This is a genomic window from Pseudomonas sp. NPDC087612 (assembly GCF_044743505.1).
GTDB lineage: Bacteria > Pseudomonadota > Gammaproteobacteria > Pseudomonadales > Pseudomonadaceae > Aquipseudomonas.
The window spans coordinates 94,900-112,959 of the sequence record NZ_JBIUWO010000001.1 but is presented as its reverse complement, the minus strand read 5'-3'; the positions used below and the strand labels follow the sequence as shown (position 1 = coordinate 112,959).

General features: G+C 62.5%; 17 protein-coding genes. 13 read left to right on the top strand and 4 right to left on the bottom strand.

Annotated elements, in window-relative coordinates:
* Positions 1 to 3 precede the first annotated feature (3 nt).
* A complete protein-coding gene (gene ccoN, locus ACIOVF_RS00520; RefSeq protein WP_045198209.1) occupies positions 4 to 1,431 on the bottom strand; it encodes a cytochrome-c oxidase, cbb3-type subunit I in 1,428 nt (475 codons plus the stop codon).
* 451 nt (positions 1,432 to 1,882) lie between these two features.
* Here ccoN and ACIOVF_RS00515 point away from each other — a divergent pair, with 451 nt between their 5' ends.
* The 9 genes from ACIOVF_RS00515 to ACIOVF_RS00475 all read left to right on the top strand — a co-directional run bounded on the left by ACIOVF_RS00515 (position 1,883) and on the right by ACIOVF_RS00475 (position 12,378).
* Entirely contained in the window at positions 1,883 to 3,493 is a 1,611-nt protein-coding gene (locus ACIOVF_RS00515; RefSeq protein WP_045198211.1) for a phosphopantetheine-binding protein, read from the top strand.
* Positions 3,480 to 5,057, top strand: coding sequence for a class I adenylate-forming enzyme family protein (locus ACIOVF_RS00510; protein WP_093382133.1), 1,578 nt, complete (start codon positions 3,480 to 3,482; stop codon positions 5,055 to 5,057). The genes ACIOVF_RS00515 and ACIOVF_RS00510 overlap by 14 nt, the downstream gene beginning before the upstream one ends.
* A 45-nt stretch (positions 5,058 to 5,102) precedes the next feature.
* Positions 5,103 to 6,029 (top strand): alpha/beta fold hydrolase, encoded by a 927-nt coding sequence (locus ACIOVF_RS00505; protein ID WP_045198213.1) that lies wholly within the window; start codon positions 5,103 to 5,105, stop codon positions 6,027 to 6,029.
* 12 nt (positions 6,030 to 6,041) lie between these two features.
* Positions 6,042 to 6,725, top strand: a complete 684-nt coding sequence (gene rpe / locus ACIOVF_RS00500; RefSeq protein ID WP_401286547.1) for a ribulose-phosphate 3-epimerase — start codon at positions 6,042 to 6,044, stop codon at positions 6,723 to 6,725.
* 44 nt (positions 6,726 to 6,769) lie between these two features.
* A complete protein-coding gene (gene hemE / locus ACIOVF_RS00495) occupies positions 6,770 to 7,846 on the top strand; it encodes a uroporphyrinogen decarboxylase (RefSeq protein WP_045198217.1) in 1,077 nt (358 codons plus the stop codon).
* Positions 7,839 to 8,267: a MarR family winged helix-turn-helix transcriptional regulator gene (locus tag ACIOVF_RS00490; protein WP_038994982.1), complete on the top strand. Its 429-nt coding sequence runs from the start codon at positions 7,839 to 7,841 to the stop codon at positions 8,265 to 8,267. Before hemE ends, ACIOVF_RS00490 begins: the two co-directional genes overlap by 8 nt.
* 104 nt (positions 8,268 to 8,371) lie before the next feature.
* Entirely contained in the window at positions 8,372 to 8,878 is a 507-nt protein-coding gene (locus ACIOVF_RS00485) for a sigma-70 family RNA polymerase sigma factor (RefSeq protein ID WP_401286545.1), read from the top strand.
* Positions 8,875 to 9,849: a FecR family protein gene (locus ACIOVF_RS00480; RefSeq protein WP_401286543.1), complete on the top strand. Its 975-nt coding sequence runs from the start codon at positions 8,875 to 8,877 to the stop codon at positions 9,847 to 9,849. Before ACIOVF_RS00485 ends, ACIOVF_RS00480 begins: the two co-directional genes overlap by 4 nt.
* A gap of 87 nt (positions 9,850 to 9,936) precedes the next feature.
* Positions 9,937 to 12,378, top strand: a complete 2,442-nt coding sequence (locus tag ACIOVF_RS00475; RefSeq protein ID WP_401286541.1) for a TonB-dependent siderophore receptor — start codon at positions 9,937 to 9,939, stop codon at positions 12,376 to 12,378.
* A gap of 4 nt (positions 12,379 to 12,382) precedes the next feature.
* Here the strand turns inward: ACIOVF_RS00475 and ACIOVF_RS00470 are convergent, their stop codons facing one another.
* Both ACIOVF_RS00470 and ACIOVF_RS00465 read right to left on the bottom strand, forming a co-directional pair.
* Positions 12,383 to 12,769 carry a hypothetical protein gene (locus tag ACIOVF_RS00470; protein ID WP_176794330.1) on the bottom strand — a complete coding sequence of 129 codons (387 nt, stop codon included), beginning with the start codon at positions 12,767 to 12,769 and terminating at the stop codon, positions 12,383 to 12,385.
* Positions 12,770 to 12,814: 45 nt separating this feature from the next.
* Positions 12,815 to 14,125, bottom strand: coding sequence for an RES family NAD+ phosphorylase (locus ACIOVF_RS00465; RefSeq protein ID WP_401286539.1), 1,311 nt, complete (start codon positions 14,123 to 14,125; stop codon positions 12,815 to 12,817).
* Positions 14,126 to 14,163: 38 nt separating this feature from the next.
* On the opposite strand from ACIOVF_RS00465, the gene ACIOVF_RS00460 reads away from it, so the two are divergent.
* Both ACIOVF_RS00460 and ACIOVF_RS00455 read left to right on the top strand, forming a co-directional pair.
* Entirely contained in the window at positions 14,164 to 14,871 is a 708-nt protein-coding gene (locus tag ACIOVF_RS00460; protein ID WP_401286537.1) for an MOSC domain-containing protein, read from the top strand.
* A 154-nt stretch (positions 14,872 to 15,025) separates the two neighbouring features.
* Positions 15,026 to 15,949, top strand: coding sequence for an EamA family transporter (locus ACIOVF_RS00455; protein ID WP_258593650.1), 924 nt, complete (start codon positions 15,026 to 15,028; stop codon positions 15,947 to 15,949).
* 47 nt (positions 15,950 to 15,996) lie between these two features.
* Here the strand turns inward: ACIOVF_RS00455 and ACIOVF_RS00450 are convergent, their stop codons facing one another.
* Positions 15,997 to 16,812, bottom strand: coding sequence for a gamma-glutamyl-gamma-aminobutyrate hydrolase family protein (locus tag ACIOVF_RS00450; RefSeq protein WP_045198229.1), 816 nt, complete (start codon positions 16,810 to 16,812; stop codon positions 15,997 to 15,999).
* Positions 16,813 to 17,179: 367 nt separating this feature from the next.
* On the opposite strand from ACIOVF_RS00450, the gene hpaR reads away from it, so the two are divergent.
* Both hpaR and ACIOVF_RS00440 read left to right on the top strand, forming a co-directional pair.
* Positions 17,180 to 17,602: a homoprotocatechuate degradation operon regulator HpaR gene (hpaR, locus tag ACIOVF_RS00445; RefSeq protein WP_401286534.1), complete on the top strand. Its 423-nt coding sequence runs from the start codon at positions 17,180 to 17,182 to the stop codon at positions 17,600 to 17,602.
* 161 nt (positions 17,603 to 17,763) lie between these two features.
* Positions 17,764 to 18,057, top strand: a complete 294-nt coding sequence (locus tag ACIOVF_RS00440; RefSeq protein ID WP_010222003.1) for a hypothetical protein — start codon at positions 17,764 to 17,766, stop codon at positions 18,055 to 18,057.
* Positions 18,058 to 18,060 lie beyond the last annotated feature (3 nt).

Genomic DNA, 18,060 nt, shown 5'->3' with positions numbered 1-18,060 from the left:
CTCCTAGGCCAGGCTGGCGTTGTTCAGCGCCAGTTTTTCATCGGCCACACGCACGGTGCGCCAGGTGTTGTAGGCCATCAGCAGCATGCCGCTCAAGAAGCACACGCCGCCGACAAAGCGCACGATAAAGCCCGGGTGGCTGGCCACCAGCGCCTCGACGAACGAGTAGGTGAGGGTGCCGTCGTCGTTGGTGGCGCGCCACATCAGGCCCTGGGCAATGCCGTTGACCCACATCGAGGCGATGTACAGCACAGTGCCGATGGTGGCCAGCCAGAAGTGCAGGTTGATCAGGCCGACGCTGTACATCTGCTCGCGGCCGAACACTTTCGGGATCATGTGGTATAGCGAACCGAAGGTGATCATCGCCACCCAGCCCAGGGCACCGGCGTGTACGTGGCCGATGGTCCAGTCGGTGTAGTGCGAGAGGGCGTTGACAGTCTTGATCGCCATCATCGGGCCTTCGAAGGTCGACATGCCGTAGAACGCCAGCGACAGCACCAGAAAGCGCAGGATCGGGTCGCTGCGCAGCTTATGCCAGGCGCCGGAGAGGGTCATCATGCCGTTGATCATGCCGCCCCAGCTGGGTGCCAGGAGGATCAGCGACATGGCCATGCCCAGCGATTGCGCCCAGTCGGGCAGGGCGGTGTAGTGCAAGTGGTGCGGGCCGGCCCAGATGTACAGGGTGATCAGCGCCCAGAAATGCACGATCGACAGGCGATAGCTGTACACCGGGCGGCCGACCTGCTTGGGCACGAAGTAATACATCATGCCGAGAAAGCCGGTGGTCAGGAAGAAGCCCACGGCGTTGTGGCCGTACCACCACTGGACCATGGCGTCGGTGGCCCCGGCGTACACCGGGTACGACTTGAACCAGCTGACCGGGATCGACAGGTGGTTGACCACGTGAAGCATGGCGATGACCACGATGAAGGCGCCGAAGAACCAGTTGCCGACGTAGATGTGCTTGGCCTTGCGGCGCATCAGGGTGGCGAAGAAGACGATGCCGTAGGCGACCCAGACGATGGCCATCCACACCGCACCGGTGAATTCGATCTCGGCGTATTCCTTGGTGGTGGTCAGGCCCAGGGGCAGGCTTACCAGCATGATCACGATGGTCGCCTGCCAGCCCCAGAAGGTGAAGGCGGCGAGTTTGTCGCTGAACAGCCGCACCTGGCAGGTGCGCTGCACGGCGTAGTAACTGGCGGCAAATTGCGCGCTACCGGCAAAGCCGAAAATCACCAGGCTGGTGTGCAAGGGGCGCAGGCGGCCGAACGAGGTCCAGGGCAAGTCGAGGTTAAGTTCTGGCCAGACCAGTTGCGAGGCGATCCAGACGCCCATGGCCATGCCGACGATACCCCAGACCACCGTCATGATGACGAATTGCCGGACCACCTTGTAGTTATAGGCCTGCGCCTGTTGATGTGTGCTCATGGCTAGTTTCCACAGTTCCTGTATGGCTCGCCCTGCCGTGGGGCAGGGGCACAGGCGCAGACTCTAGGAAGCTGCCGACATACAAAACAGACTCAGAAACCTGCGTTAACACCGGATCAGATCAAACCCCCGTATTCATTGGCCAATACGGCACCTGTTATGGGCAAGCTGTAGTGAATTACTGCTGTTCTGCATTGATCGTGCCGGTAAATGCGTGTCGCTGTGTCGCAGCCAAAACCCCGTGGAATTATCTTGACATCACCGCAAATGCGGCCGCAGAATTTCACAAACTTTGCGCGCAAAGTTTTATGCCGGACGCCAGCACACGTCCGGCAGTGGTGCGCAACCAACCTTGACGCCATCCCGCTATTCGCCCCTGTAACGGTGCTTTCGAGCCGGGACGGGGTACGCGCGCAGCGGCGGCACACTATAAGAACGAAGGGAGCAACAGATGAAGCTTTCCAAGGAACTGGTCGTCCAGGCAAAAGCAACGTTCGGGACACCGACCTACCTCTACGATGAAGCCGTGCTGCGCAACAGTTTCAACGAGTTGCGCGATGCATTGCCGGACTGTGTGGACATCTTCTATGCGTTGAAGGTCAACCCGAACCTGTCCCTGGTAAAACTGATCCGCTCCTACGGCGGTAACACCGAAGTCTGCTCGCTGGGCGAGCTGGAAATTGCCCTCAAGGCCGGGGTCGACCCCCAGGACATCATTTTCCTCGGCCCCTACAAAAAGCCTGAAGAACACCGGCGCGCCCTGGAGGTCGGGGTGTTCGCCATCGTCGTCGAGTCCGAGACCGAGCTGCGCAAGCTCTCGGCCCTGGCCGGCGAGCTGAACTGCGTGGCGCCGGTGGCGATCCGCATCAACCCGAATTTCTCCGCCTCCGGCTCGCCGTGGAAGATGGGCGGGCGGCCGACCCACTTCGGTATCGAAGAAGACACCGCGGTGGCCAATTTCGGTGACTACGCAGCGTTGCCCAACCTGAAGATCAAGGGCATTCACGTCTACAACGGCACCAAGATCCTCGATGCGCAATCGGTGTACGACAACGCCAAGTACATCCTCGGCCTGTTCCGCAGCCTGACCCGGCGCTACAACCTGGACATGAGCATGGTCGATGTCGGTGGCGGCCTGGGCATCAAGTACTACGAGAACGAGAACGAACTCGACACCCGCCAGCTCAAGCAACTGCTGGCGCCGCTGTTCGAAGCCTTCAACCAGCAGTTCCCGCAGACCCGCATCATCGTCGAGTCCGGGCGCTTTATCGCCGGCAAGTGCGGCGCCTTGCTGGTGACGGTCGACAACATCAAGGAAAACCACGGCAAGACCTTTGCCGTCACCGATGGCGGTACCAACTGCCATGGCGCCGCCGCTGGCAGCGGCCAGGTGCTCAAGCGCAACTTTCGTATCGTCCATGCCACCGGCAGCACCGGCGCACCGCTGCGCGAATACCATATCTCCGGGCCGCTCTGTAGCCCCGACGACCTGTTGGCCCGCGACCTGCAGATCGAAACCCTGCACGAGGGCGACATCCTCGCTGTCACCGCTTCCGGCGCCTATGGCCCGTCCGCATCGCCCACCCTGTTCCACAGCCATGGCCACCCGGCCGAGGTGATCGTCAGCAACGGCCAGCTGTTCCTCGCCCGCGCCCGGCAAACCGCCCTGGACATCCGCGACAGCCATGCCGACGTACCACTGTCGGCCATGCTCGGCGCCGCACCGGCACCGGCACCGGCACCCGGCGAGCCGACGCCGATCGCCCAGGCCGCGACCCAGCGCCAGCTTGGCGAGATCCTGCGGGTGGTGCTGAAACTGCCGGAAAACACCGTGATCAGCGCCGACTCGCACCTGCGCGACGACCTGGGCCTGGACTCGCTGACCTCGATGGAGCTGCTGGTCAACCTCGAAGACGACATCGAAGGCTTCTTCGTCAATCCCGACACCATCGCCCCGGGCCACTTCAACACCGTGGCGACCCTGGCGGGCTACATCGACGCTCATCGTCAACCGGCGGTCGCGCGCCGGTCGCGTACCGAGGTGCAGCATGAAGGCGTCTGACGTCCTCCTGCAGCAGGTGCTGGAAACCCCCAACGGCCTGCACCCGGACAAAGCGGCGATCATCTACGCCGATGAAACCTACACCTACGCCCAGCTCGATGAAGCCAGCGGGCGCCTGGCCGCCGGCCTGCAGGTCAATGGCCTGCTGCGCCAGGAACGCGTGGTGGTGTGCCTGGGCAACCGGGTCGAAACCGTTTGTGCCTTCTGGGGCGTGCTGCGGGCCGGCGGGGTGATGGTCAACGTCGGCCTGGAAACCCCGGCCGACAGCCTCGACTACATCATTCGCGATGCCGAGGCCTCGGTGCTGATCACCACCTCGGAGAAATTCGCCAGCCTGGCGCCCGGCACCGCCGGGCTGAGCTACCTCAAGGCCATTGTATTGCTCGACGGCGAAGCCGACGCAGCCGATACCCACACGCTCGAAAGCCTGCTGGGGCAGGGCGCCGGCATTCCGCTGCCGTGCGGCAACCTTGACCTGGACCTGGCGGCGATCATCTACACCTCCGGCTCCACCGGCGCGCCCAAGGGCGTGATGCTCACCCACCGCAATATGCTCGCGGCGCTCAACTCGTTGCACACCTACCTGGGCTACCAGGCCAGCGACAATGTGCTGTGCTCGCTACCGCTGTCGTTCGACTACGGCCTGTACCAGATGATCATGGCCCTGAGCGCCGGGGCCACGCTGGTGCTGGAGAAGGAGTTCACCTGGCCGATCTTCCTGATCAAGAAGATCCGCCAGTACCAGGTCACGGTGATCCCGTTCGTGCCGACCATGCTCATGCTCCTGCACGAGTATGCGCACAAGCGCGAGGCGACCTTCCCGCAGGTACGCATGGTCACCAACACCGGCGCGGCCTTGAAGGCCAACCATATTGCGCAGATGAAGGGCCTGTTCCCCCAGGCGCTGATCTTCTCGATGTACGGCCTGACCGAGTGCAAGCGCTGCACCTACCTGCCGCCCGAGGACATCGACGACAAGCCGGGCAGTGTCGGCATCGCCATCCCCAACACCGAGCTGTGGCTGGTGGACGATGAGGGCCGGCGCATCGACACGCCGCATCAGGTCGGCCAGCTGGTGATTCGCGGCGCCACGGTGATGGCCGGCTATTGGCGCAACCCCCAGGCCACCGCGCAAAAACTCAAGCCGGGGCCGTACCCGGGGGAAAGCGTGCTGTACACCGGCGACTATTGCAGCCTCGACCAGGATGGCTACCTGTACTTCCAGGGGCGCATGGACCACATGATCAAGTCGCGCGGCATGAAGGTCAGCCCCAGCGAGGTCGAGAGCTTTCTGTATGCCATCGACGGTGTCGAAGCGGCGGCGGTGGTCGGTATCGAACATGCTTCGGTCGGCGAGGGGCTATGGGCGTTCGTCACCTTGGGCCAAGGTGTCAGCCTGAGTGCCGAGCACTTGCTCGAACGTTGCCGCCATGGCCTTGAAGCGCACAAGGTGCCGCTGTCGATCAGCATCGAGGGCAACCTGCCGCGCACCGCCAATGGCAAGTTCGACTTGCAGCAACTGCAACAGACAGCGCGCCATGCGCAACTGGCCGTGGCCGGTTGAGTGGCGCTTTTTTATCGGTGATTCAGGCATACAGGATGTGCGGATATGAGTCTGGGCAACAGAGGTCGCGAGCAATCGCTGGACGTCAACGGCAACCATTTCGCCTTGCGCATCTGGGGCAATGAGCGCGGCCACCCGGTGCTCGCCGTGCATGGCTGGCTGGACAACGCAGCGTCGTTCGAACGGATCGCGCCGCTGCTCGAGGACTGCTTTGTGGTCGCCCCGGACCTGGCCGGTCACGGCCGCTCCGAGCACCGTCGGGGTGACAGCGGCTATTACCTGTGGGAACACGCCGACGACATGAACGCCCTGGTCGAGTGCCTGGGCTGGAAGCGTTTTTCGGTCCTGGGGCACTCCATGGGCACCGGGGTTGCATCGATTCTGGCGGCGATGAACAAGTCGATCGACAGCATGGTGTTCATCGACGGCATGGGCGCGCCCTTTACCATTGCCGAAGAAGACACCGTCGAGCACCTGAAAAAATCCCAGCGCCTGCTGCGCCTGGCCTTGCGTACCCGCTTGCATGGGTTTTCAGCGCCGCAATCGGCACAGTTTGGCAGCCTTGAAGCGGCCATCGGCGAGCGGCGCAACAGCATCGACGGCACCCTGTGCGCCGAGGGCGCGCGGCTGCTGGCCATGCGCGACCTGCTCAGTGTCGGCGACGGTTACCGCTGGCGCCACGACCCACGCCTGGTGCTGCCTGAGCCTATGCAACTGACCGAGCGCCAGGCCTGCGACTTTTTGCGCCAGATCAGCTGCCCGCTGCACCTGCTGCTAGGGCGCCAGGGGCTGTTTGCCGGTGCCCAGTTCGATAAAAGAAAAAACGCCTTGCCCTGGGCCACCCAGGTGCACTGGCATGAGGGCGGCCATCATTTTCACCTGGAGGAACCCGGCACGGCCTTGATCGCGCAGATCAACGCCGCGCTGCTTCAGCGTGAACCCGGGCCGCGGCAACGATTAGTCAATGAGTAATGGAGTACACCCGTGAAAGAGTTCTGGATTGCACCGTCGATTCTGGCGGCCGATTTCGCCCGCCTCGGCGCTGAAGCCGAGCAGGTACTGGCCGCCGGTGCCGATGTCATCCATATCGATGTGATGGATAACCACTATGTGCCCAACCTGACCATGGGCCCGCAGTTCTGCAAGGCCCTGCGCAGCCACGGGATCACCGCGCCGATTGACGTGCACCTGATGGTGACGCCGGTGGATGCGATGATCCAGGCCTTTGCCGAAGCCGGCGCCGACTACATCTCGATTCACCCCGAGGCGACCCTGCACCTGGACCGCTCGCTGCAACTGATCAAGGACCTGGGCTGCAAGGCGGGCCTGGTGTTCAACCCGGCCAGCGGCCTGGACGCCGCGCAATACGTGCTCGACAAGCTCGACCTGATACTGCTGATGTCGGTCAACCCGGGCTTTGGCGGACAGAAGTTCATCCCTGCGGTATTGCCCAAGATTGCCGCAGCGCGCAAGCTTATCGACGACAGTGGCCGGGCGATCCGTCTGGAGGTGGACGGCGGCATCAACCTTGACACCATCGGCCAGGTGGCCGCCGCCGGCGCCGACATGTTCGTGGCCGGCACGGCGATTTTCGCCCAGGGCGATTACCGCGCCAGCATCGAGGCCTTGCGCCGCGAGATTGCCCACGCTTTGCCCAACCGCCACTGATAGGCGGTCTTTCCAACGATTCTCGCGAATCCAGTACGAGTTACCTGTCCTTGCACACTACAACCCTAATCAAGGCCTTGCTGCGTCAGCCGACAACGCATACGCCGGTCTGGCTGATGCGCCAGGCCGGGCGCTACCTGCCCGAGTACCGCGAGCTGCGGGCCCGGGCCGGGTCGTTCCTGAGCCTGGTGAAAACCCCGGACTACGCCACCGAAGCCACCTTGCAACCCTTGCGGCGTTTCAACCTGGATGCGGCCATCGTCTTTTCCGACATCCTCAGCGTGCCCGATGCCATGGGCCTGGGCCTGTATTTCGGCCATGGCGAAGGCCCGCGCTTTCGCCATCCGCTGCGTGACGAGCGGGCCATCAAGCGCCTGCGCGTGCCCGAGCCCGAAGCGCTGGACTACCTGTACCAGGCGGTGGCCCAGAGCCGCCGGGAGCTTGACCCCAAGGTGGCACTGCTCGGCTTTGCCGGCAGCCCCTGGACCCTGGCCTGCTACATGGTCGAAGGCGGCCCGCCGGGCGATTTCCAGCTGATCAAGAAGATGCTCTACCGCCGCCCGGAGCTGCTCCAGCGCATTCTCCAGGTCACCAGCCAGGCGGTGGCGGCCAGCCTCAATGCGCAGATCGAATCCGGTGCCCAGGCGCTGATGATCTTCGACACCTGGGGCGGGGTGCTGGCCGACGGCGCCTACCAGCGGTTTTCGCTGTTCTACATGCGCGAGGTGCTGGCGCGCCTGCACAAGACCCACCACGGCCAGCGCGTACCGTCGATCATCTACACCAAGGGCGGCAGCCCGTGGCTGGCGGAGATGGCCGACAGCGGCGCCGATGCCCTGAGCCTGGACTGGACCTGCGACCTGGGCATGGCCCGGCAACTGGTGGGTAACAGTGTTGCCCTGCAGGGCAACCTCGACCCCAGCGTGTTGCTGGGTGATGAGGCCTGTATCCGCCATGAAGTGCAGCGTACCCTGCAGGCCTTCGGGCCGCCCGCTGCGGGCTTTGGCCATGTGTTCAACCTGGGCCACGGGATTTCCCCGGCGACCTCGCCCGAGGCGGTGGCCACGCTGGTCAATGCCGTGCATGAACTGAGCCGTGTGCGCGGAGGTGCCTATGCTTGACCCGACCTTCGACTTCGACCGGATGCTGTGCTTCTCGCTGTACTCGACGGCCAACGCCATGGTTCGCGACTACGCCGAGCCGCTGAAAAAGCGCGGCGTAACCTACCCGCAACTGCTGGTGATGGCCGGCCTGTGGGGCCAGGACGATGTCTCGATCAGCGCCCTGAGCGAGCTGACCCTGTTCGACCTTGGCACCCTGACGCCGATCGTCAAACGCCTGGCCGACAACGGCTTCATCACCGTGTACCTCGACCCCAACGACCGTCGCCGGCGCAACCTGTTGCTGACCGACAAGGGCCGTGAGCTCAAGGCCGAGGCGGCGCAGGTGTTCAGCAACATGGCCTGCAAGATCGACCTGGGAGAGGGTGAGGTGGAGCAGGTGCTGGATGTTTGCCACCGGATCAGGGCGCGTTTGCGCTGAGCCCGCCGCGCGGGGCAAGTCCGCTTGCCCCGCGAAAGGGGATTGTGCAATCACTCCAGCATCATGATAATGAGAGTAATTACCATTAATGTGTGATCACCCTCGTGCCGAGCTCTGTCGACTCCAAGGCTATCGTCGCCCACCTCTACAGTGACCATCACCGCTGGCTGCGTGCCTGGCTGTACCGGCGGCTGAACTGCCCGGACGATGCCGCGGACCTGGCCCAGGACACCTTTGTGCGGGCCATGACCAGTAGCGCCTTGCCCGCCCTTGACCAGCCGCGGGCGTTTCTCGCCACTGTCGCCCGCCGCCTGCTGAGCAATCTGTTCCGCCGCCGGGCGCTGGAGCAGGCCTACCTCGACGAGCTGGCGAGCCTGCCCGAGCAGTGCATGCCTTCGGCTGAAGACGTGCTGCTGGTGCGCGAAGCCCTGGCTGAAATCGATCGCCTGCTTGACGGCCTGCCGCCGCGGGTGCGCCATGGGTTCATCCTGCATCGTCTCGAAGGCCTGAGCCAGCCGGCCATCGCCGAGCACCTGGGGGTGTCGCTGGCGACGGTCGAGCGTGACCTGCGCCGGGCCTTCCTGCATTGCCTGGGCGCCAGGCCAGAATGAGCAGCACACCACTGGACCGCGCTACCCACGAAGCGGTGGACTGGCTGCTCAAGCTGGAGAATGCCCCGGCCGGCAGCCCGTTGCTGCTGGCCTTCAACACCTGGCTCAAGCAATCGCCCGGCCATCAGGCCGCCTGGCAGCGGGTCAACGCTTTGCTCGGCGAACCCCTGGCCGACCTGCAGCAGGCCGAGCAGCGTAGCCCCGGCCAGTTGGCCATGGCCAGCCGCAGCCTGCGCGCCTTGCCGTCGCCGTCGCGGCGCAAGGCCCTGGGCGGCGGCCTGGCGATGCTGTTGCTGGGTTTGGGCGCCGGCGCGCTCGGCAACCGCATGACGCCACTGGGCGATCTGCTCGCCGACCTGCGCACCGGCACCGGCGAGCGGCGTACCTTCACCCTGGCCGATGGCTCGCGGCTGTGCCTGAATGCGCGCAGCGCGGTGGATGTGCGCTTCAGCGCCGGGCAACGGCTGGTGCTGCTGCGCGACGGCGAGCTGCAAGCCGAGGTTGCTGCAGAGCCGGGCCGGCCCTTTGTCGTCGCCACCCGCGAAGGCCAGGTGCAGGCCCTGGGCACGCGCTTCAGTGTGCGCCAGGAACAACAACAGAGCCTGGTCTCGGTGCAGCAGCACAGCGTGCTGCTCAGAAGCGGCAGTGCGCCCGCCTTGCGTGTGGAGGAGGGCCAGGCCTTTCGTTTCGATGGCCACGCCAGCCAGCCGCTGGCCGCGTCGCTGCGTACCCGGACGAGCTGGACCGAGGGCCGCGTGGATGTGCGCGACGAACCCCTGGGCGAGCTGATCGAAGCCTTGCGCCCGTACCGCGCCGGGCTGCTGCGCATCAGCCCGCAGGCCGCGCAGGTGCGGGTCTATGGCAGCTTTCCGCTGGATGACAGCGAACGCACCTTGCGCTCCCTGGCCGAGACCTTGCCGATCCGGGTCGACAGCTTTGGCGGCTGGTTGACTCGCATCGATGTGATCTAAATAAAAATAATTGCGATTTCCTTGAGGGGGTTTGTTGCGTGGCGTGTCCTCGTTATCGACAACAACTTTGAACGAGCCAACCCCTCCATGCCCGACTCCATGATCCGTCCCAGCCTGCTGGCCCTTGCCATCGCCCTGGGCAGCAGCGCGCCACTGTACGCCGTGGCGCAAACCGACAGCCGCGTCAGCGCCAGCCAGCGCTTCGATATCCCGGCCGGCGACCTGGGCGAAGCCCTGAGCCGCATCGCCCGTCAGTCTGGGCGGGTGCTGTCGGTCAAGCCTGCGCTGCTGCAAGGCAAGCGCTCGGCGGCGGTCAGCGGCCAGTTCACGCCCGAGCAAGCGGCCAGCCAGGCCCTCAATGGCAGCGGCCTCAACCTCAATATCACCGCCGGCGGCACCTGGAGCCTGGTGCCGGCCGAGCACAGCGGGGCGCTGGAGCTGGGCCTGACCCAGATCGTCTCCAACGCCAGTGAAGACGCCTGGGGCCCGGTGCAGGGCTATGTGGCCAAACGCACCGGTACCGCGACCAAAACCGACACCTCGGTGCTGGAAGTGCCGCAGACCATCAACGTCATCACCCAGGATGAAATCTCGGCGCTGGGTTCGCAGACCGTTACCCAGGCCCTGCGCTACACCCCGGGCATTACCGGTGGCGGCTTCTCCGACCGGGTGGGGATTTTCGACGAACCGACCTCCCGCGGCTTCAGCCCGACGCCGCTGTACCTGGACGGCCTGCACCTGCCGTATGGCGGTGGCAGTACCGGTGGCGCCCTGCAGATCGACCCCTACGCGCTGGAGCGCATCGAGGTGATGAAGGGCCCGGCCTCGGTACTCTACGGCCAGAACCAGCCAGGCGGGCTGGTCAACATGGTCTCCAAGCGCCCGACCGCGACGCCGCTGCATGAGGTCAAGCTTGGCGGCGGCAGCCAGGACCGCCGCTATGGCGCCTTCGACTTCGCCGGCCCGGTGGATGACCAGGGCGAGTACCAGTACCGGGTCACCGGCATGGGCCTGGATAAGAACGGCGAAATCGACTACGTCGAACAGCAGCGCTACATGATCGCCCCGAGCCTGACCTGGAGCCCCAACGAGCAGACCCGCCTGACCGTCTACGGCCATTACCAGCGCGACAACGGCGTACCCGAAGCCCAGGGGTTGCCGGCGGTGGGTACGGTGTTCGCCAGCGCCAACGGGCGGATCAAGCGCAGCCGCTTCATCGGTGAACCGGGGGTCAACGCCTACGATCGCGAGCAGTACACCTTCGGCTACGAAGTCAGCCATGAGCTGGACGATGTCTGGACCCTCAAGCAGAACACCCGCTACGCCTACGTCGATGACAAGTTTCGGGCGCCACTGCACGGCTACGCTTTCGTGCCCAACCCGGTCACCGGCGCCGACGACCAGAGCGCCATGACCCGCTTTGGCGTCGACTGGGCCCAGCGCAACAAGGTGTTCGGCATCGATAACATGGCCCAGGCCAAGTTCAACACCTTCGACCTCGCCCACACCCTGTTGATCGGTGTCGATTACTACCACTCCAACTCCCGATTCCTCGGCCTGTACGACCGCAATCCGCCGATCATCGACCTCTACAACCCGGTGTACGGCAAGCCTATGAACTTCGGCCAGCCGTTCAAATGGGACCGCACCATCAACCAGACCGGCCTGTACGTGCAGGATCAGCTCAAATGGGATAACTGGTTCCTGACCCTCGGTGGTCGCTATGACTGGGCCGAGGCCGATAACAAGGAGCCGCTCGCTGGCACCCATACCACTGTCAAGGACGAGAAATTCACCGGCCGCGCCGGCCTGGGCTACGCCTTCGACAATGGCGTCACGCCTTACCTCAGCTACTCCGAATCATTCCTGCCGCTGGCCGGCGCCGACTACGCCGGCAAAGCGTTCGAGCCGTCCACCGGCAAGCAGGTCGAGGCCGGTATCAAGTACCAGCCGCCTGGCCAGGACAGCTTCATCCAGCTCTCGGTGTACGAGATCAAGCAGCAGAACATCCTCACCGCCGATGTCAGCAACCCCGGCTTCAACAGCCAGGTCGGCGAGCTGCGTTCACGCGGTGTCGAGCTTGAGGGCAAGGCCAGCCTCAGCGACAACCTCGGCCTGATCGCCTCGGTGTCGCGCAACGACGTGGTCTACACCAAGGACAACGACGGCCGCGAAGGCCGTCATCCGTCCGGCACGCCGCCGATGACCGCAGCGCTGTGGCTGGATTACCACTTCACCGGCGACACGAAGGTCGCTGGCCTCGGCATGGGCCTGGGCGCGCGTTATGTGCGCGGTAGCGACGGTACCGATTTTGCCGACGGGCATTTCAGCATCCCGTCCTACACCGTGTACGACGCCATGCTCTCCTACGACCTGCAGCAATCGCCGCTGCGCCTGAAGGGCGTGAAGGTGCAGATGAACCTGCAGAACCTCGAAGACAAGACCTACGTCAGCCGCTGCACCAGTGACGTGGACTGCTACTACGGCGAAGGGCGGACCATCACCACCGACCTGACCTACAACTGGTAAGCCTTCAGGTATCGCGCAACAAGTCATGGGCATCCAGCAGCCGGTAGGCAATCTCCGGCTGCTTCTCCAACGCCCGGCGAATCGCCGCCGGAATGTTCTGCCGGGTCTTGCGGCACAAGCCCGGCAGGTCTTCGATCTGGATGCTGATGCCGCGCATGGTCCGCACCTCGTTGAAGCTCGGGGTGATCTGCAGCCGAATCCCCAACTGCTCATACAAGCGCCGCTGCATGTGCTCCAGGTCGTCCAGGCTCTGCAGGTTTTCCAGGCGTTCGAGCAGGCGCCTTTCTTCCTGGCGCGTCAGCAGCAGGATGCGTGGGTCCTGCAGCGTCTCGCGGCCGCAGTCGCAAGCGCCGGGCGGGCAGGGGGTGCGGGTGGGCAGGGTGGCGTTCATGCCTTGCAGCATAGCGAGGCTGTTGGCTTTTTGCCTATTGGCCCGTTACCAATCGCCGCCGTACTGAACAGTCTTAACCTGGTATTTACTCAGTTTGTCGTCGTAGGCGACAGGAAAGGCCGGCTCCCAGTCGGCGACGCACATGTCTGCTGATACAGGTCTGTCTGCGAACAGCACAATGTTCACCCCACCTGCTTCCTGCGAAGAGCTGAACTTGATGCCGTCGAATTGCTCTTCGTGCTTGTAATTGAGGTATTCGGCCATCGCCTGGGTGACGATGTACTGGGTGCTTTCCTGGCGCACCGGGCGAGCAATCAGGCGATGCAGGTCGTTGAGCATGGCTTGATGAATGCGCCGCTCTTCGTAGTTGTCGCTGTAATAGCTGATACGTTGTTGCTCGCGGGGCCGGTCGAGGCCAGTGAAGTCGAACAACTTGAGCTGGCGCGTGGTTCTGAACCGGGCCACGGCAATGTGATCACCCACTGAAGGGCGTACTTCGGCAATGCTGGTAGCGATGTTCGTTGCCGCGTAAAACAACGAGATACCCGAACAGTTCATGCGATTGTGACCTGCTTTATGTTTGGGTGGTGCCCCCAAATGTTGGCCGGGGTCTGCCTGGAAATTGTAGAAGTCTTCAACGTGGTCAAAGCGGCGGGCGCGGAACAAAATCTCACCCGGTTGGAGCTGCGCGATGGCGGCGGGCTTTCGATCAAACAGCGATTGCCGAACGGCTTGGGCTGCCTCTCTGAACAATGATTCGAAAAATGTCTGTGCGCGGTCGTTGAAAAAGCGCTGGCGATGGGTCAACTCATCGGCGATGGTTTGCCAGTGGTTTGCCAAGAACTGCCTTGTATCAAAGGCGTTGTCCAGTTCGCCGGGAATTCTGCAGTACAGCGTACCGGCCTGGAAGACGCTGTCATCGAGCATGATCAGTCGCGAGGCTATTTCCTCAGTGAGACGAGTGTCAGGGCAGGCGATGACCTCCTGGACCACGCGCGCTAACGATTGCCCAGGTTCAGCAATGTTTCTGTCGGCATGGGCGAAGCGTTCAGGAATAATGCGCAACAAGCTGGTTACCAACGTCTGCACGCGAACTACAGGGTGATCGGAACCTTGGCATACCCTGCATTGTTTGATGGAACGATTGCTGAACATTTTTTTAAGCGCAGCGTCGTCCAGGCAGTCGGTACAGACGTAACCGCCAGCGTCATCGTCTTCCAAAAGCGCTGATAATCGGGTGCGTTTCAAGGCGTTTTTCTCGTGAATGGCCGACGGTAAGGCTTGCCCATTGAGGGCATCGGTTGGCCGATTAAAATCGCCAAGAGTAGCAAATTGCCTGTTTTTTGCCGACGACATGCTTGCCTTAAATTCGAGTCTGTAAAGGAGTGAGGCCCATGCTAGGGCAACAACTGCAACTGCAAAGCGTATTGACCGGGCGCGCCGTGCCTTTTACCCGTCCGGGCTCATCCAGTGCCATCGCCAAGATGCCGCGTGACGGCGAGGTCGCGGTCACCGAACTGGGCCTGGTTGGCGACGAGCAGGGCGACTTGCGCGTGCATGGCGGGGTCGAAAAGGCCATCCACCATTACCCCCGCGAACACTATGCCGCCTGGGCTGCAGAGCTGGGCGAGCATCCGCTGCTGCAGGCTCCGGGCGCCTTCGGCGAAAACTTAAGCACCTGCGGCTGGACCGAGCAAGCCGTGTGCCTGGGCGACCGCTTTCGCGCTGGCAGCGCGCTGCTGGAGATTTCCCAGGGGCGCATGCCGTGCTGGAAACTCAATGACCGCTTCGGGGTAAAAGACATGTCGTTGCGGGTCCAGCAAAGCGGCCGTACCGGCTGGTACTACCGGGTGCTGGAAGAAGGCATATTGGCTGCCGGCATGAACATCGAGCTGATCGAACGGCCGCATCCGCAGTGGTCGGTAGCGCGCTTGTCGTCGGTGCTGTTCGACAGGCAGGTCGACCTCGAAGTGATTCGCCAGTGCCTGGAACTGCCGTTGGCGGCTTCCTGGCGCCGGACCCTGTCACGACGTTTGGAAAAGGCCGAAGTCGAGGACTGGGCGCCGCGTTTGCAGGGGCCTGGCGTCGAAGTGCAGGGGTGAGAAACATTGCAAACCGGGGACACGGTTTACAGGTCTTGCCTTAGCCGAAGAAACAGGATCAATCCTTCCTCAATGTCAGATTAATCTCAACTCTGACGGTCGCAATTGCGACTAGGATCGATAGCCCTTGCCATCGACCCAGGTTGGTCCTTCCATGTCGCCTTCAGAGACCGTGACCCGCAAACCTGACCAAACAACAGGCAGGAGCAATACGCTGGCAATCATCGCTGGGATGGGCGCCAATATTTGGTTAGGGGGCTCGGCGCTGTACTGGAAGGCGCTGCGGGAGGTTTCACCCTCGGTGCTCGTTGCTTACCGGGTGTTGCTCTCGCTGGCTGTGTTGATGCTGGCGCTGGTGCTGCTGGGTAAGCTGGGTGCGCTCTACCGGAATTTAACGCTGAACAGCGTAGTCGTTCACGGGGTGGCTGCATTGCTCCTGGCGACGAACTGGGGCTTATTTATTTACGCCTCTATTCAGGGTTTTGTCCTGGAGTCTGGTCTGGGGTATTTGATTGCTCCTTGCATCACGGTCGCAGCCAGCGTGCTGATGCTGAGTGAGCGTTTGAGCAGCCTGCACACAGTCGCTTTCGTTCTGATTGGCATCGCACTGGCCTATTTGGCGGTGTACGCACAGGGGCTGAATCATGGCATCTATCTGGCGATAGCGCTTACGTGGGGCGGGTATGTGTGTTTGAAGAAGGTATCGACGATTGATGCCTTATGCGCAACTACACTGGAAACTTTGCTGTTATCGCTGGTTTGCCTGGTAGCACTGCTTTTTACTTCATGGGAGATGGCGTTGCCCGTGACGATGCCCACGTCGATGTCGATTGTCCTGCTGTTTGCCGGGCTGGTATCGGTGGTGCCGTTACTTCTGATCGCGTTTTCGGCCAGACGCCTGGCGTTGACGACAATGAGTACATTCCAGTTTCTTTTACCGACTACTCAGTTCGTACTGGCTGTAGTTGTATATAAACAGTCGATCAACATGACCGTTGCGACAGTCATATCGTTTGTCTGGTTATTGTTAGCGCTGCTCGTGGCCTTGCCGGCAATGAAAAACATGCTTCGCCAGTAAACCAAACCGGCTCCAACGAATCTCGAAGGAACCAGTTCAATCAACAATCAGGCAGCCGTACCCAGCTTCTTCACCACCTGACCCTTGGCAGCCTGCTTGCGGCAAGCTTCACCAAAGGCCTGGAACATCTTCACCGAGTCGGGGTTTTTCGCCGCTTGCCATTCCGGGTGCCATTGCACCGCGAAGAGGAACGGCGACAGGCTCGGGGCGTGGATGGCTTCGACCAGGCCGTCTTCGGCACGGGCCAGGGGTTCGATGCCTTCGCCGAGGTTTTTCAGGCCCTGGCCGTGCAGCGAGTTGACGCGGATTTCATCGCTCTGCAGCAACTTTTGCAGCCAGCTGCCTTGCTCCAGTTTGACGCTGTGAACCGCGCTGTACTGGACATCGACCGGATCGTCCGGGTTTTCCCGGTGGTCGTTGAAGCCTGGCTCGGCGTAGACCTTCTGGTAGATGTCACCACCCAGCGCCACGTTGATTTCCTGCATGCCACGGCAGATGCCGAAGATCGGCAGGCCACGGGCGATAGCCAGTTGCACCAGCGGCAGGTCGAACAGGTCGCGGTCGCGGTCCTGGGCCTTGCCCGGGGTTTCGTTCTCCTGGCCGTACAGGGCCGGGTCGATGTTGCTGCCGGCGCCGGTCAGGTAAACACCGTCGGCCATGTCCAGGTAGGCTTCGAGGTCGTCAGTACCGCAGCAGGTCGGCACCAGCACCGGTACACAGCCGGCGTGTTCAACCAGCGGTACGATGTATTTGTGGGTCATTACCTGATAGTCGTGGCCTTTGCGCTCCTGGGAGCCCATGGTCATCAGCACGACGGGTTTGCGAAGGGTTTGATTCTTATTGCCAATGTTGCTGTTGGGCATATGTCACCTTGGGACAGGCGCAGCCTGTCATTATTGTGCAGGCGCGCTGCTGGAACCTTTGCGCTGCCTGAGGTTTCGAGCACTGCCGGTACGCCAAGCAAGGGGCTGTATCCGGTCGAAACCTGTCATATAGCTTGCCAGAGCCGTGTAATATGTCAAACGACTTCAGATTGCACGGGCGAAGCTTGAGATTGCCTGGATGCAATTATCAGCCTGCAGCCCCCGATAACCGGCAAGGCGTCTGCTACGGCCAGTTCATTATATTTAACAAGCGTCCGGTGTATGGCCGAACCAGCGCCTGCGCGGCTTTGCTGCATCGCGCGGTTTCTCTTAAGCTGGCTGTCACCGATGACTACCAGCCTGAACCATGCCCACTCCAAGACCGTCCCTGACCCTGACCCTGTTGCAAGCCCGCGAAGCCGCCATGGCCTTCTTCCGGCCCTTGCTCAACGCCCATGGCCTGACCGAACAACAGTGGCGGGTGATCCGCATCCTGCGCCAGCAAGGCGAACTGGAAAGCCACCAACTGGCCGAGCAGGCCTGCATCCTCAAGCCGAGCATGACCGGCGTGCTGGCGCGCCTGGAGCGTGACGGCCTGGTGCGGCGCAAGAAGTCGACCCAGGACCAGCGCCGGGTGTTCGTCGGCCTGACCGAACAGGGCCAGCAATGCTTCGTCGACATGAGCGAAGACATGGAACACAACTACCAGCGCATCCTTGAGCAATTCGGCGAAGACAAACTGCACGAGCTGCTGGGCCTGCTCAACTGCCTGAAGAACATCAAGCCCTGAGCGCCGTTTTGGCGCACTGGCCGCTGGCTACCTATACTGTGCCTATCCGCAACAGTGTGCCGTCGTTGACCGGAGCGCGGCGTCTCTGTTCCCGTGGTCGTGACTTTCTGAAGTAGCAGGACGCGAGTCGTCAATTGATAACGCTACAAAGGGGTTGGATCATGGATATTGTCAGTCTGATTATTCAGATTGTTGCCGGTGTGGTGGGCGGCAACGCAGCCGGTATGAGTAAACAAAGCATGGGCCCGTTACTCAACTCGATCTTCGGTGGAGTGGGTGGGGTGATTGTCGGGCAGATACTCGCAGCCTTTACCGGTGAACCCGGTGCGGCGGTGGCCGCGGGCGGTTCGCTGGACCTGCCGGCACTGATCAGCAGTATTGTCGGCGGCGGTGCAGGGGGCGCGGTGCTCACCTTCATCGCCGGCCTGATCAAATCAAAAATGCACCCGCAGTAAGCC